We start from the raw sequence: 24,647 nt of genomic DNA, 5'->3' as shown, positions 1-24,647 counted from the left end.
ACCCAGGTCGCGGTGGCGGCCAGCCAGAGGCCGCCGAAGAACAGCGAGAAGAAGAAGACCCACGGGGCGTCCCAGGCGCCCGCGGCGTCCGCCGCGTATCCCGCCGCCAGCGCGAGCATGACCACGCCCGCCACCGCCCGTCCGGGACGGATCTCATGACGCAGCACGGGTGACCTCCACCTGTCCGATGCCGACTTCGAGAGTGAGCTCGACCGTTCCGGCCGGTTTGCTGCCCGGGGGCGGCGGAAGCGTCCGATGTTCCCGCTGCGCGGGGTTGATGTCCACATCGCGCGGCTGCCCGGCCGAGGCGTCGCCCGGACTGCTGACCGGCAGCGTGATGTCGCCGACGCCCGCCCGCGCGTCCACCTTCACGGTCACGTCCTTCGGTACGACGACGACGGCGCGGCCCGCCCCGACGTTCACCTCCGTCGCGACGGTGTCGCCCCGCGGGACCGCGATCCCGGTGAGGTCCAGCCGTGCCACCCCCGTGCCCAGCCGGTAGTGCGGCTGGACCGCCGCCACCGAGGTGGGCCGCCACCCCTCGCGCACCCACTGGGTGGTGATGTTCTTGGGCAGCGCGGACGCGCCCGCCAGCAGGGCGGCCGTGATCATCGCCAGCATGACCGTGCCGAACCCCGTCCGGCCCAGGAACGAGCTGACTAGCATCCCGAGCCCGAACACCGCGAGCGCACCGGCCAGGCCGAACTGCAGACTCGTACCGAACGGCTGGGACTCCCAGCTCAGCCCCGTGCCCAGACCTCCCGCGATCAGCGCGAACAGGAACACCAGGCCGCCGATCGAGGTCGGGCCCCTGGTCCCGGGCTCCCGCCGGGGCGCGCGGAACGGATCGTCCTGCGCGGCGCCCGCGGGGCGTGCCGCACGGGCCGGGAGCGTCGCGTCGGCCGGACCCCACAGATAGCCGGCGGCCACCGGCCCCGATGTGCCGTCCTTGATGATCGGGTCCCGCCACCACGACGGGCTGCCCGGCGACGGCGGCGCCTTCACCTCGGGGGGCGCGTCCGCCACCGCCTGCGCGGTCGCCGGATGCAGCGGGTCCTCGGGCGCCGCGGTCCTGCGGTGCTGCGTCCATACGGCGAAGCCGACGACCGCGAGCGACAGCATCGCGGAGAACGCCAGCGTGCCCCCGTTGCCCAGCATGGAGAGGAAGAGACCGCAGCCGATCAGCGCGAGCAGCACCGCGATCAGCGAGGCCCCCTCCACCCGGCCGGACAGCAGCCTGCGCGCCTCGTTCTCCTCCTCGCCGTCCACGGGGACCAGCAGCCAGGCGAAGCCGTAGAAGATCAGCCCGATGCCGCCGGTCACGGACAGCACACCGAGCACGATCCGGAAGATCACCGGATCGACGTCGCAGTACCGGCCGAGCCCGCCGCACACCCCGGCCACGACCTTGTGCTGCGGGCTGCGCCGCAGCAGAGGCGCCGGTTCGGGGGGCGGAGCGACACCGGGGGAGGCGTCCTGGGGAACGGTCATGGCTCCATGGTGACGGGCCGCGAGCCCGTCCGGGACCCGCGGCGACCCTGGCCGATCCCTGATATTGGCCGGCCGGGCCCCTGAGGCCCGGCCTCGATCCGCCGGACAGGCCCTCGTCCCCCGGGCCCGTGCTCTCAGGGACGATTAGGGGGCCGACCCTGATGCCGCCACCCGCACGGACATGTGACGATCGGGGCATGTCAGCCGCCACGACCCGAGCCACCAGCTCCCGCAACGCAGAACCGGAGGAGCCACCGCTGCGCAAGCTGTACCGCAGTGCCGACGGACGGCTGCTGGGCGGCGTCGCTCGCGGTCTGGCCGGGCATCTCGGACTGCCCGTCGTCTGGGTGCGGTTCGTCTTCCTCGGCCTGTTCTTCGCGGACGGCCTCGGCGCGCTGCTCTACGCCGTGTTCTGGATCGTCGTCCCGCTCGGCGTCGGCGGCGTCGAGGCACCGCGCTCGGTCTTCGAGACCGCCCCGGACGGCGGGCGCCGGCTCCGCAAGCCCGACAAGGGCCAGATCTTCGCCCTGATCGCGCTGGTCTTCGGCGCCATGATCTTCGTCGGCAACGTCGACATGGGCAGCGGGGCCAACCGCTACATCTGGCCCACGCTGCTGATCGGCGCCGGTTCCGTACTGGTGTGGCGGCAGGCCGACAACGCCCGGCGCGCCCGCTGGATGGAGGTCGGCAGCCGGCGCAGCGTCCTGCATCTGGCCCGGGGGCTCGCCGGGGTCGCCCTGGTCGGCCTGGGCCTGGCCGTCTTCATGGTGGTACGTGGCTCCGCGGCCCAGCTCGGCAACGTCCTGACCGCGGCCATCGCCGTCCTCACCGGCATCGCGCTGCTGGCCGGCCCCTATCTCGTCCGCATGACCCAGGACCTCTCCGAGGAACGCACGATGCGCATCCGGGCGCAGGAGCGTGCCGAGGTGGCCGCCCATGTCCACGACTCGGTGCTGCACACCCTCACCCTGATCCAGCGCAACGCGGAGGACCCGGGCGAGGTCCGCAGGCTCGCCCGCGCCCAGGAACGGGAGCTGCGCAACTGGCTGTACAACCCCGAGGGCACCGGCAAGGACGAGGACGACGAACCCGAGACCCTCGCCGAAGCGGTCAAGCGCGCCGCCGCCGAGGTCGAGGACAAGCACGGCGTCCCGCTGGAGGTCGTCGTCGTCGGCGACTGCCCGCTGGACGAGAAGCTGACCGCGCAGATGCAGGCCGCACGCGAAGCGATGGTGAACGCCGCCAAGTACGGTGGCGAGGGCGGCGCCGTGCAGGTCTACGCGGAGGTCGAGGGCCGCACGGTCTTCGTCTCGGTGCGCGACCGGGGGCCGGGTTTCGACCTGGACTCCGTACCGGGGGACAGAATGGGCGTACGAGAATCAATCATCGGCCGGATGCAGCGCAACGGCGGCACGGCGCGGCTGCGTCCGGTGCCCGGCGGGGGCACGGAAGTCGAGCTGGAGATGGAGAGGGCGAGCGATGACCAAGACCACTGAGGCGGCGGCCGGGGGCCCGGAGCGCCGGGTACGGGTCGTGCTCGTCGACGACCACCGGATGTTCCGCACCGGCGTCCAGGCCGAGATCGGCCGCACCGAGGAGACCGGCGTCGAGGTGGTCGGCGAGGCCGCCGACGTCGACCAGGCGGTCGACGTCATCACGGCGACCCGCCCCGAGGTCGTCCTCCTCGACGTCCACCTGCCCGGCGGCGGCGGCGTCGAGGTGCTGCGCCGCTGCGCCCCGCTGATGGGGGCCGTCGAGAACCCGGTGCGGTTCCTGGCGCTGTCCGTGTCGGACGCCGCCGAGGACGTCATCGGCGTCATCCGCGGCGGTGCCCGCGGCTATGTCACCAAGACCATCACCGGCACCGACCTGGTCGACTCGGTCTTCCGGGTCCAGGACGGCGACGCGGTGTTCTCGCCCCGGTTGGCCGGCTTCGTCCTCGACGCCTTCGCCTCCACGGACGCGCCGCCGGTCGACGAGGACCTGGACCGCCTCACTCAGCGCGAGCGCGAGGTGCTGCGGCTGATCGCCCGCGGCTACGCGTACAAGGAGATCGCCAAGCAGCTGTTCATCTCGGTGAAGACGGTCGAGTCCCATGTCTCGGCGGTGCTGCGCAAGCTCCAGCTGTCCAACCGCCACGAGCTGACCCGGTGGGCCACGGCGCGACGGCTGGTCTGAGCCCGCCGACGGGCTCGGCCTGCCTGCGGGTTCGGCCCGTCGGCGGGTTCGGCCTGCCTGCGGGCGGCGGGTGCGTCAGGCCGGGTCGAGCGAGATGTTCAGCTTCTCGTCGACCCTGCGGTAGCCGATGCCCGCGTAGATCCGCTCCACATCGGCGTCGCCCGGCTCCAGCCACACCACCCGGCAGCCGCGCTCGAAGGCGGTCGCGGTCAGATGGGCGGAGAGCGCGGCGCCGATGCCGCGGCGGCGGTAGGCGTCGGCGACGGCGAGACCGGCCAGTTCGGTCAGGCCGTCGACCGGGACGGAGCAGCCGCCCGCGCCCGCCGTTACGCCGTCGACCGTGGCGAGGGCCGCGACGCCGCCGCCCCGGGCCGCGGTGCGCAGCCATTCCGCCATGCCGTCCTCGGGCTCGCCGGTCTCGCCGTATCCGTGGTGCTGGACGAGCGCGGCGGCGGCGAACTCCGCTTCGGTGGCCGGTTCCGCGATCGCGAGGGAGTCCACCGGCTTCGGCGGCAGCAGGTCGCCCGGCGCGCAGGCCATGACCGGGGCCCGGTTCTCGACGGTGAACCCGGCGGCGAGCAGCGCGGGTTCGACCGCGGGCGCCGAGCCGGGCAGGAACTCCAGCCGGGGCAGCCGGTCGTGCTCGCGGAACGCCGCGACCAGCGCGTCGAGATCCTCGGCCGTCGGCTCGGCGTCCCGGTCGGGTATGGCGTAATTGGCGTACTTGCTCGACCAGTTGGGGTTGTATCGCACGGTGAAGGGTCCGACCCGGAGGTGGTCCGGGGAGCGCTGGGCGAGCGTACGGGCATGGTTCTGGACATCGGCGTCCATGGGCATGTGGGGTTGTCCTCCGGCCGGTTGGGCGACGGCGGGCCGGTCCGAGGGTGGTCCGGCCCGAAGGCGGTTGCTCCGATGGCGGGTTGCTCCGGATCGGAGACGGGAGCCTATGCCACCCGGGTGGCCCCGGCGAAGGGCATGTGGTCGACCGGCGCGATCCGGACCGGTGCTCCGGGGCGCGGAGCGTGGATCATCTGGCCGTTGCCGATGTAGAGCCCGACGTGGCTGATGCCGGAGTAGAAGAACAGCAGGTCGCCCGGGGCGAGTTCGGAGCGGGAGACGCGCCGGCCGGCGTTGATCTGGGTGTACGTGGTCCGCGGGAGCGAGACACCGGCGGAGCGCCAGGCGGCCTGGGTGAGCCCGGAGCAGTCGAACGAGGAGGGGCCCGTGGCGCCCCAGACGTACGGCTTGCCGAGGGCCCCGAACGCGAACGCGACGGCCTCGGCGGCGCGGGCGTTCGGCGCCCTGACGGAGCCACGCGCGGTGCTCCGGTCGGCACGGTCGGCGGAACGCGCGCCGTCGGCCGATCCGTGGTCGGAGTTCTCGTAGGCGGTGCGCTCGGGCGGGCTCAGCCGGTCGAGGAGCCGCTGCGCGTCGGCCAGCTTGGCCGTGATCGTCGCCTTGTGCTTCTTCAGTTCGGCCCGGCGGGCGGCCAGTGCGGCCAGCTCTCCCTTGGCCTGCGAGCGCAGTGTGGCGATCTGGGCGATCTGCCGCCGGACCTTGTTGAGCGCGGCGGCCTGGCGGTCGCCGATCCGGTCCACGTACGACGCCCGCTCCAGGTACTGGTCGGGGTCGGAGGAGAGCGCCAGCTGCACGGACGTGCCGAGGCCGCCGGTGCGGTACTGCGCGGCGGCGAACGAACCCAGCGCGTCGCGCGAGGCGTTGAGGCGCTCGGTCCTGCGGGCGGCCTCGTCGCGCAGGGTGTCGACGGTGTCCTCCGCGGCGGCGGCCTTCTCCTTCGCGCCGTTGTACTGCTCGGTGGCGACCTCCGCGTCGTGGTAAAGCCGGTCCACCTCGGCCTTGACCTGGGCGGGGGTGCGCTGCGGATCGGCGTGCGCCGGTCCGGGCAGTACCGCGGCAGTGGCGGCCCCGGCGAAGGCGAGGGTTGCCGCGGTGCGGGCAGCAGGGCCGGTGTACGGGCGCTGCTTGGGTTTTCGATGCGCTGCCACGAGGGCGTGCGTCCTTCCTGACGACTGCCCGCCGGGGGCTACCGGCGGGCCCGCCCGATCTCTCGGCGGGGCGACCGGTGCGCCGTCCGCGTACGGAGCGGCGGTGAAGTCGGTCACCTGATCAGGGACGCTAAACCCGGGGCACGGGCAGGAGTCGTAATGGCGCCCATTGTCCGAATTTGGCGTGGCAATGTCGTCCAGTGATCGGAAAAATTGCACCGGAGTCAGGCAATTGGTACAGGCGCGAGCGAAGTGGTCGGGAAGGTGTACCTGCCTGTCGAGTGGTGATATGGCCAGGGCTAGGCTGCGGCCTCATGGACGTACTCATTCATGTCTTCGTCGCCCTGCACATCATCGGTATCGCCTCCCTGCTGGGCGGCTTCCTGACCCAGATGAAGGCGATGGGCGCGGGCACGGCCCGGTTCGTCCCGGCGATGCTGCACGGTGCGCTGACCATGCTGGTCACCGGTGTCGCGCTGGTCGGGCTGAACGAGGCCGACGGCAACCACGTGAACAACATCAAGATCGGCGTCAAGCTGCTGGTCCTGGTCGTCGTCCTCGCGCTCGTCTACATCAAGCGGGACGACGAGAAGGCCGACAAGGGCGCCTTCGCGGCGGTGGGCGGGCTGACGATGCTCAACATCTTCATCGCCACGCTCTGGACCTGATCCCGCCGTGCGGCCCCGGCCCCCGGCCGTCCGACGACCGGGGGTGACGGTGCGAGCCGCTACGCCGGTCGCACGCTGCCGTAGATCGGCATGTAGTAGATCGACTCCTCGCGCACGTTCGCCCCGGGCTTCGGCGCGTGGATCATCATCCCGTCACCCTTGTAGATGCCGACGTGGCTGATGTCGTCGTAGAAGAAGACGAGGTCCCCCGGACGCAGATCCGCGGTGGCGACCCGGGTACCGATCTTGACCTGGTCCCACGTGGTCCGCGGGATGTCCACGCCCGCGGACTTCCACGCCGCCTGGGTGAGTCCGGAGCAGTCGTACGACGCCGGGCCCGTCGCGCCCCAGACGTACGGCTTGCCCAGCTGGGCCCTGGCGAAGGCGAGGACCTTCTCCGCCTTCGTGGTGGCGCTGCTGTCCGAGCCGGTCCCGGTGCCCGTCCCCGTACCGCCCCCCGACCCCTTCGCGGCCTCCTCGGCCTTGCGGTCGGCCTCGGCCTTCGCGGCGGCCTGCTGCTTCGCCAGCTCCTGCGCCTTGCGCCTGGCCTCCGCCTCCTTCTTGCGCTCGATCGCCGCGAGCCGCGCCTTCTCCTCGGCGGTCAGCTTCGACAGCAGCGTGCGCGCCTCGCCCAGCTTCTTCTGGACGTTCTGCTTGCTGGTGCGCAGTGTGGTCTGCGTCGTCGTCAGCGTCTCCAGGCTCCGCACCGCTTCGGCGCGCTTCTTCGACGCCTTGGCCTGCTGCGTGCGGAAGTCCGTGATCGCCTTCTGCTGCCGGCCGGTCATCCGGTCCATCAACTGGCTCTGGTCGAAGTACGACTGCGGGTCGTCGGCCAGGAAGAACGTGGCGCTCGGCGTGATGGAGCCGCTGCGGTACTGCGCGGCCGCGTAGGTGCCGAGCGTCCTGCGCGCGTCGTTGAGCTTGTCGGCGCGCTTCGCGACGTCGTTCAGCAGGGCGTCGACCTTGGCGCGCTGGGTGGCGGAGGCTTCCTTCGCCTGGTTGTACTGCTGGGTCGCGCTGCCCGCCTGTCGGTAGAGGTCGTCGACCTTCTTCTGGACGTCCTCGACGCCGGGCTTCGGATCCGGGGCGGCCATGGCGCTCTGCGTGGAGAGCAGGGTCACGGACGCCAGGGCCGCCGTGGTGAGCCCGACGGCCGGTGCGGTGGTGCGCACCCGGGTGCGCGGTTTGCGATGCGACGCCAAGGCCGGCATCTCCTTCCGTGGACCGCCTACCGGGTTAGCTGTCGGGTTCGGGCGGAACGGAAGGCTGCCCTACGGTCCGAGTGGGGGATAAGGACCGATTCACCCCGGTACTGCGTGTGGGTCCCCGGTTCCGAACTCCCGCGGGGGCAGCCCGGATTCGGCGGGGGCGCCCGCTCGGCGTGGTTCGCCTCAAGGGGGTACGGGCCGCCCGGTCGAGCACGCTAGCCAACCCGTGGTGCTGCTGTGAAGGTTGATGTTCGATATGCCCGATACATTTTCGTGACCTTGCCGGAGTGGGGCGCCGGCGGCCGGATTCCCTTACGGGGAGTGGGTGCCCGCTCTCTTTGTGTGCCGTCGGTCGTGTGCGGTTCGTCATGCGGCCGACGGGTGTCGGTGCGGCGGCCTAGACTCGACAAGCGATGAGCAGCCTCTTTGACGACAGCTTCCTGGCCGGCCTCCAGCACTCGGAGGAAGAGCCCCCGCCGCCCCCCGAGGACTCCGCACCCGAAGCGGTGCCGGAGGACCTCTTCGCGGGCGTGTTCGACGGGCCCCCGCCGCCCAGGGACGCCTACTACCGCGACGGCGCGCACCGCCCCGTCATCGACTCCGCGGCGCTCCTCGACGGGCTGAACACCGAGCAGCGCGCCGCCGTCGTCCACGCGGGATCCCCGCTGCTCATCGTCGCCGGGGCCGGCTCGGGCAAGACCCGGGTGCTGACCCACCGGATCGCCCACCTCCTCGCCGAGCGCGGGGTGCACCCCGGCCAGATCCTGGCGATCACCTTCACCAACAAGGCCGCGGGCGAGATGAAGGAGCGCGTCGAGCAGCTCGTCGGGCCGCGCGCCAACGCCATGTGGGTCATGACCTTCCACAGTGCGTGCGTACGCATCCTGCGCCGCGAGTCCAAGCGGCTCGGTTTCACCTCGTCGTTCTCGATCTACGACGCCGCCGACTCCAAGCGGCTGATGGCCCTGGTCTGCCGCGATCTCGACCTCGACCCGAAGCGCTTCCCGCCGAAGTCGTTCACGGCCAAGGTCTCCAACCTGAAGAACGAGCTGATCGACGAGGAGACCTTCGCCGGCCAGGCCGCGGACGGCTTCGAGAAGACGCTCGCCCAGGCCTACGCGATGTACCAGTCCCGGCTGCGCGAGGCCAACGCGCTGGACTTCGACGACATCATCATGACGACGGTCCACCTGCTCCAGGCGTTCCCGGACGTCGCCGAGCACTACCGCCGCCGCTTCCGGCACGTCCTGGTCGACGAGTACCAGGACACCAACCACGCCCAGTACACCCTCGTACGCGAGCTGGTCGGCCCGGCGGGCGAGGTCGACGCCCCGGCCGAGCTGTGCGTCGTGGGTGACGCGGACCAGTCGATCTACGCCTTCCGCGGCGCGACCATCCGCAACATCCTCCAGTTCGAGGAGGACTACCCGAACGCGACGACGATCCTCCTGGAGCAGAACTACCGCTCCACGCAGACGATCCTGTCCGCCGCCAACGCGGTCATCGAGCGCAACGAGAGCCGCCGCCCCAAGAACCTCTGGACGAACGCCGGTACCGGCGCCCGGATCACCGGCTACGTCGCCGACACCGAGCACGACGAGGCGCAGTTCGTCGCCGACGAGATCGACCGGCTGACCGACGCGGGCGACGCCAAGGCCGGCGACGTCGCGATCTTCTACCGTACGAACGCCCAGTCCCGTGTCTTCGAAGAGATCTTCATCCGCGTCGGCCTGCCCTACAAGGTCGTCGGCGGCGTGCGCTTCTACGAGCGCAAGGAGGTCCGGGACATCCTGGCCTACCTGCGCGTCCTCGCCAATCCGGAGGACACCGTCCCGCTGCGCCGCATCCTCAACGTGCCCAAGCGCGGCATCGGCGACCGGGCCGAGGCGATGATCGACGCGCTGTCCCTGCGCGAGAAGATCACCTTCCCGCAGGCGCTGCGCCGGGTCGACGAGGCGTACGGCATGGCGGCCCGGTCGGCCAACGCCGTCAAGCGGTTCAACACGCTGATGGAGGAGCTGCGCACGATCGTCGAGTCGGGCGCGGGCCCCGCGGTGGTCCTGGAGGCCGTCCTGGAGCGCACCGGCTACCTCGCCGAGCTGCAGGCCTCCACCGACCCGCAGGACGAGACCCGGATCGAGAACCTTCAGGAACTGGCCGCCGTGGCCCTCGAATTCGAGCAGGAGCGGGGAGCGGCCGGCGAGGAGGACGCGGGCACGGGCGCGGCCACGGCCGCGGGCACGGGCACGCTCGCCGAGTTCCTGGAGAAGGTCGCGCTCGTCGCCGACTCCGACCAGATCCCCGACGAGGACGAGGACGGCTCCGGTGTCATCACGCTGATGACGCTGCACACCGCGAAGGGCCTCGAATTCCCGGTCGTCTTCCTGACCGGCATGGAGGACGGCGTCTTCCCGCACATGCGGGCGCTGGGCCAGGTGAAGGAGCTGGAGGAGGAGCGGCGGCTCGCGTACGTCGGCATCACCCGGGCCCGCGAGCGGCTCTATCTGACCCGGGCCGCGATGCGCAGCGCGTGGGGACAGCCCTCGTACAACCCGCCGTCGCGGTTCCTGGAGGAGATCCCGGACCAGCACCTGGAGTGGAAGCGGACCGGGCCGATGGCGGCTCCGGCCGGACCGACCTCGGGGATCACGTCGTCGCTGTCCGCGTCGCGTGCGCGCTCCGGACCCTCGGGCTTCGCGACCCGGCGGACCTCGGACAAGCCGACGATCACGCTGACCGTCGGTGACCGGGTCACGCACGACCAGTTCGGGCTCGGCACGGTGACGGCGGTCGAGGGCGTCGGCGACCAGGCGAAGGCCACGGTCGACTTCGGCGACGAGCGGCCCAAGAAGCTGCTGCTGCGCTACGCGCCGGTCGAGAAGCTGTAGACGGAGTCGGCGGGCGGGGGTCGCGGCCCCCGCCCCGCTGGGCTCAGGTCGGGTTGACGCCGTGGCTGCGGAGCCAGGGCAGCGGGTCCACTGCCGGTCCGCCACCGGGCCGCACCTCGAAGTGCAGGTGCGGGCCGGTCGAGTTCCCGGTGTCGCCCGAGTACGCGATGACATCACCGGCCTTGACCGGGCCCGAGCGGATCTTGGTGCCACTGAGGTGGCAGTACCAGGTCTCGGTCCCGTCGGCCATGGTGACGATGGCCATGTTCCCGTAGGCGCTGTTCAGCTGGGTGCGCACGGTGCCGTCCGTCGCGGCCATCACGGGCGTGCCCTCCAGGACGGGGAAGTCGATGCCTGTGTGCACGGACATCCAGTTGACGCCCGCCTGACCGAAGTACGCGCTGAGGCCGTGCCGCTTGACCGGCATGACGTACTTGGGGCGCAGGGCCTCCTTGCGGGCGGCCTCCACCTCGCGCTTCTTCTTCTCGGCGGCCTGCCGCTCCCGCAGGTCGATGCGCTCCTGGGTACGGCTGGCGCGGTCGGCGAAGTTCTCGGCGTCGGCGCTGAGGTTGGCGAGCTGTGTGTCCAGCTTGTTGTTGGCCGCGACCGGCTTGACGGAGTCGGGGTCGGCCGCCGCCATCGTGGTGGTGTTGTCGTCCTTCTTGTCCTCGCCGCCCACTCCGCCGACGGAGGCCGCGGCGATTCCGGCCACGCTCATCACGCAGGCGGAGGGAATGGCGACGGTGAGGAGCGCGGAACGCTTCGCGGGGGAACGCCGCCGGCTGCGGCTGCCGCCGCCGTTGCGGGTGGCGGGGCGGCTGAGGGTGCGGCGCGAGCCGGGTGCGGCGTCTGCGGCGTCCGCGAGCCCTGTGACGCCCGCGTCATCTGCGTCGCCCGGGTCAACCGTGCTGTCCGTGCTGTCGTTGACATAGGGCTCGTAGGGGTCGTAGGAGCCCAGGTCGGCGTAGGACTCGTAGGTTCCGTGCGCCTCGTGTGCCGGGGGCGCTTCGTACGACACCTGTGCGGTTTCCGTGGTTTGCGCGATTTGCTGCTCGTGCTCGGGCGTGGCGCCGGTGTTCCAGGCGGTGGCGTCGTACGCGCCGCTGTCGTATGCGGCCGTTTCGCTCGTGGCCCACGGGTCGTTCGTGTGCCAGCCGCTGGTGTCCCACTGACCCGTGGTGTCCGGGGCGCCGCCCTGGGCCGGGATGCCGGCGAACGTGGCGGTGGCCGTGGTCGCTTCCGTGCCGTAGCCGGCGGGCGTCCAGGTGGCCGTGGTCTCGTACGTCGGCCCCGCCTCGTACTCCTGCTGGGGCTGCGCGGCGTACGGGGAGTAGGCGTCGTACGAGGTGGTCGAGTGTGCACCCGTGTCCCACTGCGTGGAGTCGTACTGGCCGCTGTATCCGGACTGCCCGGCGCCGTAGCCGCTGCCGTACGCGCCGTCGTGGCCGCCGGGGAGCGAGCCGAAGAGCGGATCGCTGTCGAAGTTGCCGGTCACTTCGCTGTCGTATCCGGCGTACCCGGCGTGGGGGTGCTGGTCGTTCACCAACTTCTCTCTCGCCTCGGCAGCAGGACCTGTGCTCTGGGTTCCGGCGGTGGGATCCCAGGGGGAGCAGTGGCCGCGACTGTACCCGGCGGTACGTGACGCCGACAATCTTCGGTGGGCATGGGCGACTCAGGAAACGGGCAATCGGCCGTCTTTCGACGGACTGTGCACACAGCCTTGGCTCTATGTTCGAAACGCGTTCTATTTGTGGGGTCTGTGCCGGCCCGTGCGGCTCATGCAGCCCCTGCGGTGCCTGCCGTGCCCGTGGTGCCTGCGGTTCCTGCGGTTCCGATGGCTTCGGTCGTTGGGTCGCGGGATTCCAGTGCCTGCCGGACCGCGGCGGCGACGGCCGGATGCACCGGCAGTGCGAGATGGCCGATCCCGGTGACGCGTACGTTCTGGGCGTCGAGGTCCGGATGGTCGATGCAGGCCGCCTCGGCCGGGACGATCACCCGGTCGAGCTCGCTCCAGAAGCTCACGAACCGGGTACGGCAGCCGGGCGCGGGCATGCGCAGCTCCTCGATCGGTGCGGACCCCGTACGCATCTGCCGCACGATGGGGTGAGCGCTCGCCAGCGGGGCGACGGCCGTTCCCCCGTGCGGTGTGCCGAGGGTGACCAGGGTGCGGACCCGCTGGTCACCCCCCAGTCGCTGTACGTAGTAGCGGGCGATCAGGCCGCCGAGGCTGTGTCCGACGATGTCGACCTCGTGGTGTCCGGTGCGTGCGCAGATCTCCTCGACATGCCGCCCGAGCAACTCGGCCGCCGTGCGGATGTCGCAGGTCAGCGGTGAGTAGTTGAGCGATTCCAGGTGACGTCGGCCGTGTCGGGCGAGGGAGCGGCGCAACAGCACGAAGACCGAACGGTTGTCGATGAAGCCGTGCAGAAGGACGACAGGGGGGTGCTCGTCGCCCTCGGCGGGGAGGGGGGAGGCTCCGGTCGGGGCGGTGGAGATGGCACCGGGGGGTGCGGTGGAGATGGCACTGGGGGGTGCGGTGTGCGGTCCGGCCGGGTGTGGCGTGGCCCGTCGCTCTCCCGTGATGCCGGTGGGATAGAGGAGCACGTGCCCGGCGAGAACGACCAGCTCCAGCGCGGTGGCCTTCAGTAGAGCGGTTGACAGGCGGACCGGGCACGGACACGGCCGGCCCAGCGTCAGGGGAAGGAAAGGCGGGACCCTCATGGCCGACCTCCTGCTTCGACGAGCGGGGGAGGCGGCTCCGTGGTTTCCGGCGCGCAGGCGGACCGGATGGGCCGGGCGGGCCGTACCACCGTGCCGCGCGGCTGACGGCGCGGTGGTACGGCGACCTCGTAGCGGCTCCCCTGGCGGCCGGTCCCGCACGGCAGGTCTGCCGCGTGATGCGGGAACGGCGCCCGGTGAACATGTCCCACGTGTGATTTCCCCCTCCCCGTCCACCGCGAAACGGCGGCTTGCGGGATGCTGTAGATAACGTTCGTTCACATCCCTGGCCCTTCAGGCACGGGAGACGCATGTGGAGGCAGTGATGGGTGTGACCGGTCCGATCCGTGTGGTGGTGGCGAAGCCGGGCCTGGACGGCCATGATCGCGGGGCCAAGGTGATCGCGAGGGCGTTGCGCGACGCGGGTATGGAGGTCATCTACACCGGGCTCCACCAGACGCCCGAGCAGATCGTGGACACCGCGATCCAGGAGGACGCCGACGCGATCGGCCTCTCGATCCTCTCCGGTGCGCACAACACGCTCTTCGCCAAGGTGATCGAGCTGCTGAAGGAGCGCGAGGCGGAGGACATCAAGGTCTTCGGCGGCGGCATCATTCCGGAGGCGGACATCGCACCGCTGAAGGACCAGGGCGTCGCGGAGATCTTCACCCCGGGCGCCACGACGGCGTCGATCGTCGACTGGGTCAACGCGAACGTCCGCCACCCCGCCGAAGCCTGACCCTCCGGGCCCGCCCCGGTGCGGACCCGTCCCGGCCCGGACCCGTCCCGTCCCGGCCCGATCCGCTGCCGGTTTCGTCAGGCCGGGATCAGTTCCGAGTCCATCGCCGCGCGCAGCCGCAACGTGGAGACCAGCCGTTGGAAGGCCTCGGACCAGTAGCCGTTCGCGCCCGGTGAGGCGTCCTCCGGTTCGTCCGGGGTGGTGGTGAGGACCTCCAGGCGGTCCGCCTCGGCCGGGTTCAGGCAGCGTTCGGCGAGGCCCATCACGCCGCTGAAGCTCCAGGGGTAGCTGCCCGCGTCCCGGGCGATGTCCAGGGCGTCGACGACCGCGCGGCCCAGCGGTTCGGCCCAGGGCGTCGGGCAGACCCCCAGGATCTGGAAGGCCTCCGACAGCCCGTGCGCGGCGATGAAGTCGGCCACCCAGCCGGCCCGTTCGGCTGCGGGGAGTATGCCGAGGAGCTTCGACCGTTCGGCGAGCGACGCCGTACCGGGGCCGTTCGACGGAGAGGTGGAGGGGGCGCCGAGCAGTGCGCGGGCCCACTTGGGGTCCCGTTGCCGCACCGTTGCCCGGCACCATGCCGCGTGCAGTTCCTCGGCCCAGCCGTCCGCGACCGGAAGGCCGACGATCTCCTGCGCGGTGCGGCCACCGAACCGCGCCGGCCAGGTGGCGAGCGGCGTCGCCTCCACCAACTGGCCGAGCCACCAAGACCGTTCACCCCGCCCGGACGGCGGCACCGCCACCACTCCGTCGCGCTCCATCGAGGCGTCGCATTCGTGCGGCGCCTCCACGGCGACCGAGGCCTCGTCGCCGGTGAGGTCCGGGCTCACACAGGACAGCGCGCGGGACGCCATCCGGCCGGCGAGCGCCGACTCCGGCAGTGCGGACAGCAGTTCGGCGGCCGTCGAGCGGACATTGCGGCTGCGGTCGGAGAGGGCCTGTTCCAGGAAGGGCTCGTCCACCGCGGACAGTCCGGTGCGCAGCGAGTCGAGGAACATCAGCCGGTCCTCGGCCCGCTCAGTGGTCCAGGTGGTCGCGAGCAGGGCGAGCGCTCCGGCGCGATCGTGTGTCCGAACCGCCCCGAGCAGCGCGACCCGCTCGGCGAACAGGCCCTCCTCCCACAGCCGGGCGACCGCTTCCGGCTCCGTCGGGCCGGGCAGCGACGAGCCGCCTGGCGAGCCCCGCAACGCGAACTTCCACTCGGGGTTCAGCCCGGCCAGCCACAGCCCGCGCGGCCCGGCGAAGGCCAGGGCCTGCGGACGCAGGTCCGTACGGGCCCTGGCCGCGTCGAGCAGGGCCGGGAGCAGCACGGCCGGGGCCCGGAAGCCCTGCTGATTGGCGGTGGCCAGCCACTGCGGGATCAGCTCCGTGAGATCGGGAGCCGTACCGCGCCGGCCGCCCGAGCCGCCCGATGCCGACCGGTCCGCCAGCAGCTGGGCGAGTCTGCGCCGCGCGGCCGGGGGCAGCGGCGGTCGCGGGTCGGCGGGCGCCGGCTCGGGCCGGGCGGCGGGGCAGGCGGGCTGAAGTCCCGCCCTGCGCCGTACGGTGTGGAACGCCGCCGCGTCCAGCAGGCCGACGGGCCCGCCGTCTCCCCCCGCGGGGCGACGGTCGGTGCCGAGAAGCGCCGTGGTGACGAGCTCTTCCCACGGAGCGGGTGTGGTGGTGCCGGGCATGGGTCCCCCTTCGAATCCGACGTCAGATGAGCGGCACGGTCCCGGACGCCGCGTCGTCACCGGCTTCGGCTGACCAGGCCGCGAACGGGTCGAAGCCGCGGTGGCCGCACTCGCCGAAGACCGTGACCGGAGAGCCGCCGGAGAGCGCGACGAGCTTCCACAGACCGGGCCGGGACAGAGCCGGCGGGGCGACGGGCAGAGCCGCTTCGCCCGCCGCGTCCATCAGTTGCCAGCCGTCCCCGGACGGCACGGGCACGACCTCGCGCAGTGTCACCGGCCAGGCGTCCAGCCAGGGGTCCTCCCGCAGGGCGTGTCCGTACGCGCCGATCGCTGACGCTGCACTGTCACCCGGTGGAGGGGTACCGGCCGGCGACGGCACCCCGAACTGCCTGCCCAGCTCCGCCCGCAGCCGGCCCGCACCCGGATAGGGCGTGAGCTCGGCGTCGATCGTGACGCCCACCGGCAGTGCCAACCCGGGGGAGCGCCCGGCCGCCCCGAAGGAGAGCAGCAGCGCCGTGCGGCCCGTGTCCCTGCCGTGCAGCCAGATGCGGCGCGCGACGATCTTGCCGTCCGGGGTGTCGTACTGCGCGAGGACCAGCCAGTGGTCGCGGACCGGCGGGCCCTCGGCGGGGGCCGTCAGCCCCACCCGCGTGCGGACCGTGGCGGCCAGTGGTTCCGGCAGCCGGTCGATCCCCAGCCAGGCGCTGTCCAGCAGATGAAGCAGCGCACACTCCTCCAGCAGCCGCACCGGCCAGCCCGGACCGGACGCCGGGACGGAACCCAGCTCCCGCACCCTGGCGGCCAGTCCGGGCGCCTGGGCGTCGACCATGCGGGCCGCCGTCTCCTCCCAGAGCCCGTAGCCCGGCTGATCGGCTGCCGCCAGCCCCCCGCGCAGCAGATCGGCCAGCCGCTCCTCCAGCTCCTGCGCGCCGCCGGTGATCCGCTCGGCACGGCGCTCGGCCCGCCGCCGGGCGGCCTCCGGATCGGCCGGGCCCGCGGCCGGGGCGCCGTCCGCCGCGTGCTTCTCCGCCCTCTCCGCCTTCCCGGCCGACTGCTCGCGACGCCCCGCCAGCCACTCACCGGCCCAGTCCGGCACCTCGCCCGCGGGCAGGGCCGATTCGACCGACGCCCAGACCAGCAGCAGCCCCAGCGCGTGTTTGCACGGGAACTTCCGGCTGGGGCAACTGCACTTGTACGCGGGGCCGGTGATGTCGACCGCCGTCCGGTACGGCTTGCTCCCGCTCCCCTTGCACAGCCCCCACACCGCCCCCGAACCGTCGCACCCGCCGCCTGACCAGGGACCGGCCGAACCGAGCTTGCTCCCCGCCTTGCGTGACGCATCGTCCGGAGCGAGGGCCAGTACCTGCTCCACCGTCCAGCGCGCCACCGGACCGGCGGTGCGCAAGGGTTCTCCCCCGTGAGATAGCAGCATGGGAACGACGGTAGAGCGCACCACTGACAATCGCCCTGACCTGCTGATTCACCGTCACGCTGCGCGGGATCACGCCGCCCGCGGTCATGCCGATCGCCGTCGACGAGAACGGGGCCGACGTCTCCTGCTCGATCACACACAAGGGCAAGGTCATCAAGGAGGCGAAGGGCGAGGACACGCTCGCGGCGGGCGGCTGCGTGGTCTCGCCGGTGGCCGGCTGAACTGTCCGCACGTGGCCGGTGAATCGGCCCCGACCTGCGGTCCGGGCCGATTGTCAGTGCCATGGTGCACGGTGGGAACCACATCGGGTCGACCGATCCGGAGGGGGATCCATGACCGTGTCCGAAACCACTGCCGCCGTCGGCGTACAGGCTCTCCGACCGCATGCCGAGGACGCCTTCGCCCATGAGCTGAAGGCCCTCGCCGCGGCCGACGACCGCCCGCGGCCCGCCCGTTGGAAGCTTTCCCCGTGGGCCGTCGCCACCTACCTGCTCGGTGGTGCCCTGCCGGACGGCACCGTGATCACACCGAAGTACGTGGGCCCGCGCCGTCTCGTCGAAGTCGCCGTGACCACGCTCGCCACCGATCGGGCCCTGTTGCTCCTCGGCGTCCCGGGCACCGCCAAGACCTGGGTCTCGGAGCACCTCGCCGCCGCCGTCAGCGGCGACTCGACGCTGCTCGTCCAGGGCACGGCGGGCACCCCGGAGGAGGCCGTCCGCTACGGGTGGAACTACGCGCAGCTGCTCGCGCACGGGCCCAGCCGCGACGCCCTGGTGCCCAGCCCGCTCATGCGCGCCATGTCCGACGGCATGACCGCGCGGATCGAGGAACTCACCCGTATCCCCGCCGATGTGCAGGACTCGCTCATCACGATCCTGTCGGAGAAGACGCTCCCCGTCCCCGAACTGGGACAGGAGGTCCAGGCGGTCCGCGGATTCAATGTCATCGCCACCGCCAACGACCGCGACCGCGGGGTCAACGAGCTGTCCAGCGCGTTGCGCCGACGGTTCAACACCGTCGTGCTCCCGCTGCCGGCCACGCCCGAGGCCGAGGTCGACATCGTCTCCCGGCGCGTCGACCAGATCGGTCGCTCGCTCGACCTCCCGGCCGCACCGGACGGCACGGCCGAGATCCGCCGCGTCGTCACCGTCTTCAGGGAACTGCGCGACGGAGTCACCGCCGACGGCCGCACCAAGCTCAAGTCCCCCTCGGGGACGCTGTCGACGGCCGAGGCGATCTCCGTCGTCACCAACGGCCTGGCCCTCGCCGCCCACTTCGGTGACGGGGTGCTGCGCCCCGGCGACGTGGCGGCGGGCATCCTCGGCGCGGTCGTCCGCGACCCCGCGGCCGACCGCGTGGTCTGGCAGGAGTATCTGGAGACGGTGGTCCGGGAGCGGGACGGGTGGAAGGACTTCTACCGCGCCTGCCGCGAGGTATCCGCATGACCCGGGCCGAACGTCCTGCGGGACCGCTGCTGCTGGGGGTGCGGCACCACGGACCGGGCTCGGCCCGCGCCGTCCGCGCGGCGCTGGATGCCGCCCGCCCGCGGGCCGTGCTCGTCGAAGGGCCCCCGGAGGCCGACGCACTGCTGCCGCTGGCCGCCGACGAGCGGATGCGGCCACCGGTCGCGCTGCTCGCCCATGCCGTCGACGACCCGGGGCAGGCGGCGTTCTGGCCGCTGGCGGCGTTCTCGCCCGAGTGGGTCGCGATCCGCTGGGCCCTCGAGCGCGGCGTTCCGGTCCGGTTCATCGACCTGCCCGCGGCGAATTCCCTGGCCATGACGCAGGCCGCGGAACGCGAAGCGGGCGACGGCGGGGGCAGCGAAGGAGGCGCGGAAGGCGGAGGAGCGGACACCGGGGCGAAGGGGGAGGGCGCGCCCGATACGGGTGGCTCGGCCGCGCGGGGCCCGATCGACCCCATCGGCGTGCTCGCCGAGGCGGCGGGCTACGACGACCCGGAGCGCTGGTGGGAGGACGTCGTCGAGCACCGCACCCGGGACGGCGAAGCCGTCGACCCGCGGGAGCCGTTCACCGCGCTCGCCGAGGCGATGACCGCCCTGCGCGAGGTGTACGGCGACGGCGGCCACCCCCGTGACGCCGTCCGGGAGGCCCATATGCGCATTCAACTGCGCAAGGCCGGAAAGGAGTTCGGTGACGACATCGCGGTCGTCTGCGGTGCCTGGCACGTACCCGCGCTCGGTACGAGGACCACACTCGCCGCCGACCGCGCCCTGCTCAAGGGACTGCCCAAGGTCAAGGCCGAGCTGACCTGGGTGCCCTGGTCGCACCGGCGGCTCGCCCGGCACAGCGGTTACGGGGCGGGCATCGACTCGCCCGGCTGGTACGGACACCTCTTCGACGCCCCGGACCGCCCGATCGAGCGATGGATGACGAAGGTCGCCGGACTCATGCGCGACGAGGACCGGTTCGTGTCGTCCGCGCATGTCATCGAGGCCGTCCGGCTCGCCGACAGCCTCGCCGCCATGCGTGGTCGCCCGCTCGCCGGACTGGGCGAGACGACCGACGCGATCCGGGCCGTGATGTGCGAGGGCTCCGACGTGCCGCTCGCGCTCGTACAGGACCGGCTGATCGTCGGCGAGACCCTCGGCCGAGTGCCGGACACCGCCCCCGCCGTGCCCCTCCAGCGCGACCTCACCCGCCAACAGCGCACGCTCCGGCTCAAACCGGAGGCGCTGGAGCGGGAGTTGGAGCTCGACCTGCGCAAGGACAACGACGCGGCCCGCAGCCGACTGCTCCACCGGCTGCGCGTCCTCGCCGTCGGCTGGGGCAAGCCCGCCGAAGGCCGGGCGAGCACCGGCACCTTCCGGGAGAGCTGGCGGCTGCGCTGGGAACCCGAGCTGTACGTACAGGTCGCGGAGGCCGGGACCTGGGGCACCACCGTGCTCTCCGCGGCGACCGCCAAGGCCAGGTCGCAGGCCGCTTCGGCGACCGCACTCGCCGAGGTCACGGCACTCGCCGAGCAGTGCCTCCTCGCGGAACTGCCCGACGCGCTCCCCGTCGTGATGCGGGCCCTCGCCGACCGCGCCGCGCTCGACGCCGATGTGGGCCATCTCGCCGACGCCCTGCCCGCCCTCGCCCGCACCCTGCGCTACGGCGACGTGCGGTCCACGGACACCGCGGCACTCGGCGAGGTCGCGGCCGGGCTCGCCGAACGGATCTGCGTCGGACTGCCACCCGCCTGCACCGGGCTCGACGCCGACGGCGCCGACGAACTGCGCGGCCGGATGGACGGGGTCCACGCCGCGATCGGGCTGCTCACCGGCGCCGCACAGGCCGACGCCGGCCCGGACGCGGACGGACTGCGCGAGCGCTGGACAGCCGTACTGCACAGGCTCGCCGCCCGGGACACGGTCGCGGGAGGCATCCGGGGACGCGCGACCCGCCTGCTGCTCGACGAAGGACGGCTCGCGGAGGACGACGCGGCACGGCTGATGGGCCTGGCCCTCTCGCCCGGCACACCCCCGGCCGACGCCGCGGCGTGGATCGAGGGGTTCGTCGGCGGAGCCGCCGGCGGCGGCATGCTGCTCGTCCACGACGAGCGCCTGCTCGGCCTGGTCGACGCCTGGCTCACCGGGGTGCCCGCCGACCTCTTCGCCGACGTGCTGCCGCTGCTGCGGCGCACCTTCTCGGCGTACGAAGCGGGCGTACGGCGGACCCTGGGCGAGCTCGTGGGACGAGGCCCGGCCGCCGGGGGACCGGTAGCCACCGGCGCCGGCACGGGATCCGGGACGACAACAGGTGGATTCGGCCCGGGGCTCGACGAGGCCCGTGCCGACGCGGTCGAGCCGGTGCTGCGCCTGCTGCTCGGACTGCACCACGATTCGGGCCCGGACGGCGACGGCCCTTCCGGGCAGGCCGGGAGAGCCACGGACGCCAAGGAACCGCTGGGGGCAACAGGATGACCACGACCACGACCACGATCACGGACACGGTCGGCACCACACCGCACCCGGCGCACACACCACCCCAGACCGACACCGCGTCCCCGGCGCACACCGGCCCGCCGTCCAGCCCGCCGTCCGGCCCGGCGAACGACGAGCGGCTGCGCCGGTGGCGGCTGGTCCTGGGCGCGGACAGCGCGGAGGGCACCGGCCGCACCCTCACCGGCCGCGACGCCGCGATGGACGGCGCGCTGACCGCGCTGTACGGCGACGGAGGCAGGCCCGGCAGCCGGGGCCGAAACAGCCGCTCGGCCGGACTCGGGGCCTCCGCCCCCTCGGTGGCCCGCTGGCTCGGCGACATCCGCACGTACTTCCCCAGCTCCGTCGTCCAGGTCATGCAGCGCGACGCGATCGACCGGCTCGGTCTCGCCGCACTGCTCCTCGAACCGGAGATGCTGGAGGCCGTCGAGGCCGACGTCCATCTCGTGGGCACGCTCCTCTCGCTCAACAAGGCCATGCCCGAGACGACGAAGGAGACCGCGAGAGCGGTCGTGCGCAAGGTCGTCGAGGATCTGGAGAAGCGGCTCGCCACCCGCACCCGGGCCACGCTCACCGGCGCGCTGGACCGTTCGGCGAAGATCAACCGGCCCCGTCACCACGACATCGACTGGGACCGCACCATCCGGGCCAACCTCAAGAACTACCTCCCCGAGTACGGCACCGTCGTCCCCGAACGGCTAATCGGCTACGGGCGGGCCGCCCGATCCGTGAAGAAGGACGTGATCCTCTGCATCGACCAGTCGGGGTCGATGGCCGCCTCCGTCGTCCACGCCTCCGTCTTCGGCGCCGTGCTCGCCTCCATGCAAACCCTGCGGACCAGGCTCGTCGTCTTCGACACGGCGGTGGTCGACCTCACCGACCAGCTCGACGACCCCGTGGACGTACTCTTCGGCACCCAACTCGGCGGCGGCACCGACATCAATCGCGCGCTCGCCCACTGCCAGTCGAGGATCACCCGCCCCGCCGACACCGTGGTCGTGCTCATCAGCGACCTCTACGAGGGCGGAATACGCAACGAGATGCTGAAGCGGGTCGCCGCGATGAAGGCCTCCGGCGTGCAGTTCGTGACGCTGCTCGCGCTGTCCGACGAGGGCACGCCCGCCTACGACCGCGACCACGCGGCGGCACTCGGGGCTCTGGGCGCACCGGCCTTCGCGTGCACCCCCGACCTCTTCCCGGAGGTGATGGCGGCGGCCATCGAGAAGCGGCCGCTTCCCGTACCGGACAAGGAGGCCGGCCGGTGACACGTTGCCGTTCCGCCCACCGCCGCACGGCCACCGGCGTGATCTGTGACCGTAATCACCGCTCAGGTGCGATCTGCGATTTAGGGTCCTGCGGAGCTCGGGGATAACCTGCGAGATGGACATGCCGCGTACCCCGGGTCACCGTGTGCGCCTTCCTAGTGACAGAGCAGTCACGTTGCCCCTCGCGGCACGCCCACGCAGAAAACGAACCGCGAGACCATTGATTAAGGGACGGACGCGCGTGGACCTGTTCGAGTACCAGGCGAGGGACCTCTTCGCCAAGCACGGTGTACCGGTGCTGGCCGGTGAAGTCATCGACACGCCTGAGGCAGCCCGCGAGGCGACCGAGCGGCTGGGCGGCAAGTCTGTCGTCAAGGCGCAGGTGAAGGTCGGCGGCCGCGGCAAGGCCGGCGGCGTCAAGCTGGCCGCCACCCCCGACGAGGCGGTCGCCCGCGCGACCGACATCCTCGGCATGGACATCAAGGGCCACACGGTCCACAAGGTGATGATCGCCGAGACCGCGCCGGAGATTCTTGAGGAGTACTACGTCTCGTACCTCCTCGACCGCACCAACCGCACCTTCCTGGCCATGGCCTCGGTGCAGGGCGGCATGGACATCGAGGAGGTCGCGGAGAAGACCCCCGAGGCCCTCGCGAAGGTCCCGGTCAACGCCGTCGACGGCGTCGACATCGAGAAGGCCCGCGAGATCGTCGCCCAGGCGAAGTTCCCGGCCGAGGTCGCAGAGAAGGTCGCCGAGGTCCTGGTGACGCTGTGGGACACCTTCGTCGCCGAGGACGCGCTCCTCGTCGAGGTGAACCCGCTCGCCAAGGTCGCCTCCGGCGACATCCTCGCGCTGGACGGCAAGGTGTCTCTCGACGAGAACGCCGACTTCCGTCAGCCCGAGCACGAGGCTCTCGAGGACAAGGCCGCAGCCAACCCGCTCGAGGCTGCCGCCAAGGCCAAGAACCTCAACTACGTCAAGCTGGACGGCGAGGTCGGCATCATCGGCAACGGCGCCGGTCTGGTCATGTCGACCCTGGACGTCGTCGCGTACGCCGGTGAGAACCACGGCAACGTGAAGCCCGCCAACTTCCTCGACATCGGTGGCGGCGCCTCCGCCGAGGTCATGGCGAACGGCCTGGAGATCATCCTCGGCGACCCGGACGTCAAGTCCGTCTTCGTCAACGTCTTCGGTGGCATCACCGCGTGCGACGAGGTCGCCAACGGCATCGTCCAGGCGCTCGCGCTGCTCAAGTCCAAGGGCGAGGAAGTCACCAAGCCGCTGGTCGTGCGCCTCGACGGCAACAACGCGGAGCTGGGTCGCAAGATCCTTTCCGACGCCAACCACCCGCTGGTTCAGCGCGTGGACACCATGGACGGCGCGGCCGACAAGGCCGCCGAGCTCGCCGCGGCTGCGAAGTAAGGGACGAGGGACTCCAACACCATGGCAATCTTCCTCACCAAGGACAGCAAGGTCATCGTCCAGGGGATGACCGGTGCCACCGGCATGAAGCACACCAAGCTCATGCTCGGTGACGGCACCAACGTCGTCGGCGGCGTGAACCCGCGCAAGGCCGGCACCTCCGTCGACTTCGACGGCACCGAGGTACCCGTCTTCGGCTCCGTCGCCGAGGCGATGGAGAAGACCGGCGCGAACGTGTCCGTCCTCTTCGTGCCGCCGGCCTTCGCGAAGGCCGCCGTCGTCGAGGCGATCGACGCCGAGATCCCCCTCGCGGTCGTCATCACCGAGGGCATCGCCGTCCACGACTCGGCCGCCTTCTGGGCGTACGCCGGTTCGAAGGGCAACAAGACCCGGATCATCGGCCCGAACTGCCCCGGCCTGATCACCCCCGGCCAGTCCAACGCCGGCATCATCCCGGGCGACATCACCAAGCCCGGCCGCATCGGTCTCGTGTCCAAGTCCGGCACGCTGACCTACCAGATGATGTACGAGCTCCGTGACATCGGCTTCTCGTCCGCCGTCGGCATCGGTGGCGACCCGGTCATCGGTACGACGCACATCGACGCCCTCGCGGCGTTCGAGGCCGACCCCGAGACCGACCTGATCGTGATGATCGGCGAGATCGGCGGCGACGCCGAGGAGCGTGCGGCCGACTTCATCAAGGCCAACGTCACCAAGCCGGTCGTCGGCTACGTCGCGGGCTTCACCGCCCCCGAGGGCAAGACCATGGGCCACGCCGGCGCCATCGTCTCCGGCTCCTCCGGCACCGCCCAGGCGAAGAAGGAGGCCCTCGAGGCCGCCGGCGTCAAGGTCGGCAAGACGCCGACCGAGACCGCCAAGCTGGCCCGCGAGATCCTCGGCGCCTGATCGCTCCACCGCGCCGGAGCAGCACCGCAGTATCGCGTCACCGCACAGACGGCGCGGGTCCGTACCCGATCAGGGGTACGGACCCGCGCCGTTTCTGCATTTCGCCGTCGCGTCC

At 71.9% G+C, this 24,647-nt stretch carries 20 protein-coding genes and 1 riboswitch; of the genes, 12 read left to right on the top strand and 8 right to left on the bottom strand.

The genetic code is table 11. The annotated features are described in order from the left end of the window. Nucleotides 1-12: 12 nt before the first annotated feature. Nucleotides 13-159 carry a hypothetical protein gene (locus OG611_RS40585; RefSeq protein WP_323180084.1) on the top strand — a complete coding sequence of 49 codons (147 nt, stop codon included), beginning with the start codon at nucleotides 13-15 and terminating at the stop codon, nucleotides 157-159. Here OG611_RS40585 and OG611_RS03220 read toward each other — a convergent pair. Continuing rightward, nucleotides 154-1,491: a PspC domain-containing protein gene (locus tag OG611_RS03220; protein ID WP_266415326.1), complete on the bottom strand. Its 1,338-nt coding sequence runs from the start codon at nucleotides 1,489-1,491 to the stop codon at nucleotides 154-156. The two genes, OG611_RS40585 and OG611_RS03220, sit on opposite strands and share 6 nt — an antisense overlap. Before the next feature lie 197 nt (nucleotides 1,492-1,688). On the opposite strand from OG611_RS03220, the gene OG611_RS03215 reads away from it, so the two are divergent. Both OG611_RS03215 and OG611_RS03210 read left to right on the top strand, forming a co-directional pair. Then, entirely contained in the window at nucleotides 1,689-2,987 is a 1,299-nt protein-coding gene (locus OG611_RS03215; RefSeq protein WP_266415323.1) for an ATP-binding protein, read from the top strand. Next, nucleotides 2,971-3,669, top strand: a complete 699-nt coding sequence (locus OG611_RS03210) for a response regulator transcription factor (protein WP_266415321.1) — start codon at nucleotides 2,971-2,973, stop codon at nucleotides 3,667-3,669. The genes OG611_RS03215 and OG611_RS03210 overlap by 17 nt, the downstream gene beginning before the upstream one ends. A 75-nt stretch (nucleotides 3,670-3,744) precedes the next feature. On the opposite strand, the gene OG611_RS03205 is transcribed toward OG611_RS03210, so the two are convergent. Both OG611_RS03205 and OG611_RS03200 read right to left on the bottom strand, forming a co-directional pair. Beyond that, on the bottom strand, nucleotides 3,745-4,506 hold the full coding sequence (locus OG611_RS03205; RefSeq protein WP_266415319.1) for a GNAT family N-acetyltransferase: 762 nt from the start codon (nucleotides 4,504-4,506) through the stop codon (nucleotides 3,745-3,747). 107 nt (nucleotides 4,507-4,613) lie between these two features. Continuing rightward, nucleotides 4,614-5,675: an NlpC/P60 family protein gene (locus OG611_RS03200; RefSeq protein ID WP_266415316.1), complete on the bottom strand. Its 1,062-nt coding sequence runs from the start codon at nucleotides 5,673-5,675 to the stop codon at nucleotides 4,614-4,616. Between the two features lie 314 nt (nucleotides 5,676-5,989). Here OG611_RS03200 and OG611_RS03195 point away from each other — a divergent pair, with 314 nt between their 5' ends. Beyond that, nucleotides 5,990-6,343, top strand: a complete 354-nt coding sequence (locus tag OG611_RS03195; RefSeq protein ID WP_266415314.1) for a hypothetical protein — start codon at nucleotides 5,990-5,992, stop codon at nucleotides 6,341-6,343. A 59-nt stretch (nucleotides 6,344-6,402) separates the two neighbouring features. Here the strand turns inward: OG611_RS03195 and OG611_RS03190 are convergent, their stop codons facing one another. Next, complete coding sequence (locus OG611_RS03190; protein ID WP_266415311.1) at nucleotides 6,403-7,554, bottom strand: C40 family peptidase; 1,152 nt, start codon at nucleotides 7,552-7,554, stop codon at nucleotides 6,403-6,405. Further along, a riboswitch (cyclic di-AMP (ydaO/yuaA leader) is annotated at nucleotides 7,553-7,718 on the bottom strand. Its footprint overlaps the gene before it by 2 nt. 246 nt (nucleotides 7,719-7,964) lie before the next feature. Between OG611_RS03190 and pcrA the strand changes: the two genes are divergently transcribed. Next, on the top strand, nucleotides 7,965-10,439 hold the full coding sequence (gene pcrA / locus OG611_RS03185) for a DNA helicase PcrA (RefSeq protein ID WP_266415308.1): 2,475 nt from the start codon (nucleotides 7,965-7,967) through the stop codon (nucleotides 10,437-10,439). A gap of 43 nt (nucleotides 10,440-10,482) precedes the next feature. Here the strand turns inward: pcrA and OG611_RS03180 are convergent, their stop codons facing one another. After that, entirely contained in the window at nucleotides 10,483-11,982 is a 1,500-nt protein-coding gene (locus OG611_RS03180; RefSeq protein ID WP_266415306.1) for a M23 family metallopeptidase, read from the bottom strand. A 233-nt stretch (nucleotides 11,983-12,215) separates the two neighbouring features. Continuing rightward, the gene (locus tag OG611_RS03175; RefSeq protein WP_266415304.1) at nucleotides 12,216-13,160 is read right to left on the bottom strand and encodes a triacylglycerol lipase; all 945 of its coding nucleotides are present in this window, start codon (nucleotides 13,158-13,160) and stop codon (nucleotides 12,216-12,218) included. A gap of 322 nt (nucleotides 13,161-13,482) precedes the next feature. On the opposite strand from OG611_RS03175, the gene OG611_RS03170 reads away from it, so the two are divergent. Then, entirely contained in the window at nucleotides 13,483-13,896 is a 414-nt protein-coding gene (locus OG611_RS03170) for a cobalamin B12-binding domain-containing protein (protein ID WP_266415302.1), read from the top strand. Nucleotides 13,897-13,973: 77 nt separating this feature from the next. Here the strand turns inward: OG611_RS03170 and OG611_RS03165 are convergent, their stop codons facing one another. Next, nucleotides 13,974-15,566: a DUF5691 domain-containing protein gene (locus OG611_RS03165; RefSeq protein ID WP_266415300.1), complete on the bottom strand. Its 1,593-nt coding sequence runs from the start codon at nucleotides 15,564-15,566 to the stop codon at nucleotides 13,974-13,976. 22 nt (nucleotides 15,567-15,588) lie between these two features. Continuing rightward, on the bottom strand, nucleotides 15,589-16,998 hold the full coding sequence (locus tag OG611_RS03160; RefSeq protein ID WP_266415299.1) for an SWIM zinc finger family protein: 1,410 nt from the start codon (nucleotides 16,996-16,998) through the stop codon (nucleotides 15,589-15,591). An 86-nt stretch (nucleotides 16,999-17,084) separates the two neighbouring features. On the opposite strand from OG611_RS03160, the gene OG611_RS03155 reads away from it, so the two are divergent. The 6 genes from OG611_RS03155 to sucD all read left to right on the top strand — a co-directional run bounded on the left by OG611_RS03155 (nucleotide 17,085) and on the right by sucD (nucleotide 24,532). Next, nucleotides 17,085-17,219, top strand: coding sequence for a hypothetical protein (locus OG611_RS03155; RefSeq protein ID WP_266415298.1), 135 nt, complete (start codon nucleotides 17,085-17,087; stop codon nucleotides 17,217-17,219). Between the two features lie 111 nt (nucleotides 17,220-17,330). Then, nucleotides 17,331-18,443: an AAA family ATPase gene (locus tag OG611_RS03150; protein ID WP_266415297.1), complete on the top strand. Its 1,113-nt coding sequence runs from the start codon at nucleotides 17,331-17,333 to the stop codon at nucleotides 18,441-18,443. Next, nucleotides 18,440-20,920 carry a DUF5682 family protein gene (locus tag OG611_RS03145; RefSeq protein WP_266415296.1) on the top strand — a complete coding sequence of 827 codons (2,481 nt, stop codon included), beginning with the start codon at nucleotides 18,440-18,442 and terminating at the stop codon, nucleotides 20,918-20,920. The genes OG611_RS03150 and OG611_RS03145 overlap by 4 nt, the downstream gene beginning before the upstream one ends. Beyond that, on the top strand, nucleotides 20,917-22,203 hold the full coding sequence (locus OG611_RS03140; protein ID WP_266415295.1) for a VWA domain-containing protein: 1,287 nt from the start codon (nucleotides 20,917-20,919) through the stop codon (nucleotides 22,201-22,203). The genes OG611_RS03145 and OG611_RS03140 overlap by 4 nt, the downstream gene beginning before the upstream one ends. A 241-nt stretch (nucleotides 22,204-22,444) precedes the next feature. Continuing rightward, the gene (sucC, locus tag OG611_RS03135) at nucleotides 22,445-23,626 is read left to right on the top strand and encodes an ADP-forming succinate--CoA ligase subunit beta (RefSeq protein WP_072486624.1); all 1,182 of its coding nucleotides are present in this window, start codon (nucleotides 22,445-22,447) and stop codon (nucleotides 23,624-23,626) included. Between the two features lie 21 nt (nucleotides 23,627-23,647). Next, entirely contained in the window at nucleotides 23,648-24,532 is an 885-nt protein-coding gene (gene sucD, locus OG611_RS03130; RefSeq protein ID WP_266415292.1) for a succinate--CoA ligase subunit alpha, read from the top strand. The last annotated feature ends 115 nt before the right edge of the window (nucleotides 24,533-24,647 follow it).

Origin of the sequence: Streptomyces sp. NBC_01363 (assembly GCF_026340595.1) — a bacterium.
Classification (GTDB): Bacteria; Actinomycetota; Actinomycetes; order Streptomycetales; family Streptomycetaceae; genus Streptomyces.
Note: the sequence above shows the minus strand (reverse complement) of the source record. Positions and strands in the feature narration are given on the sequence as shown.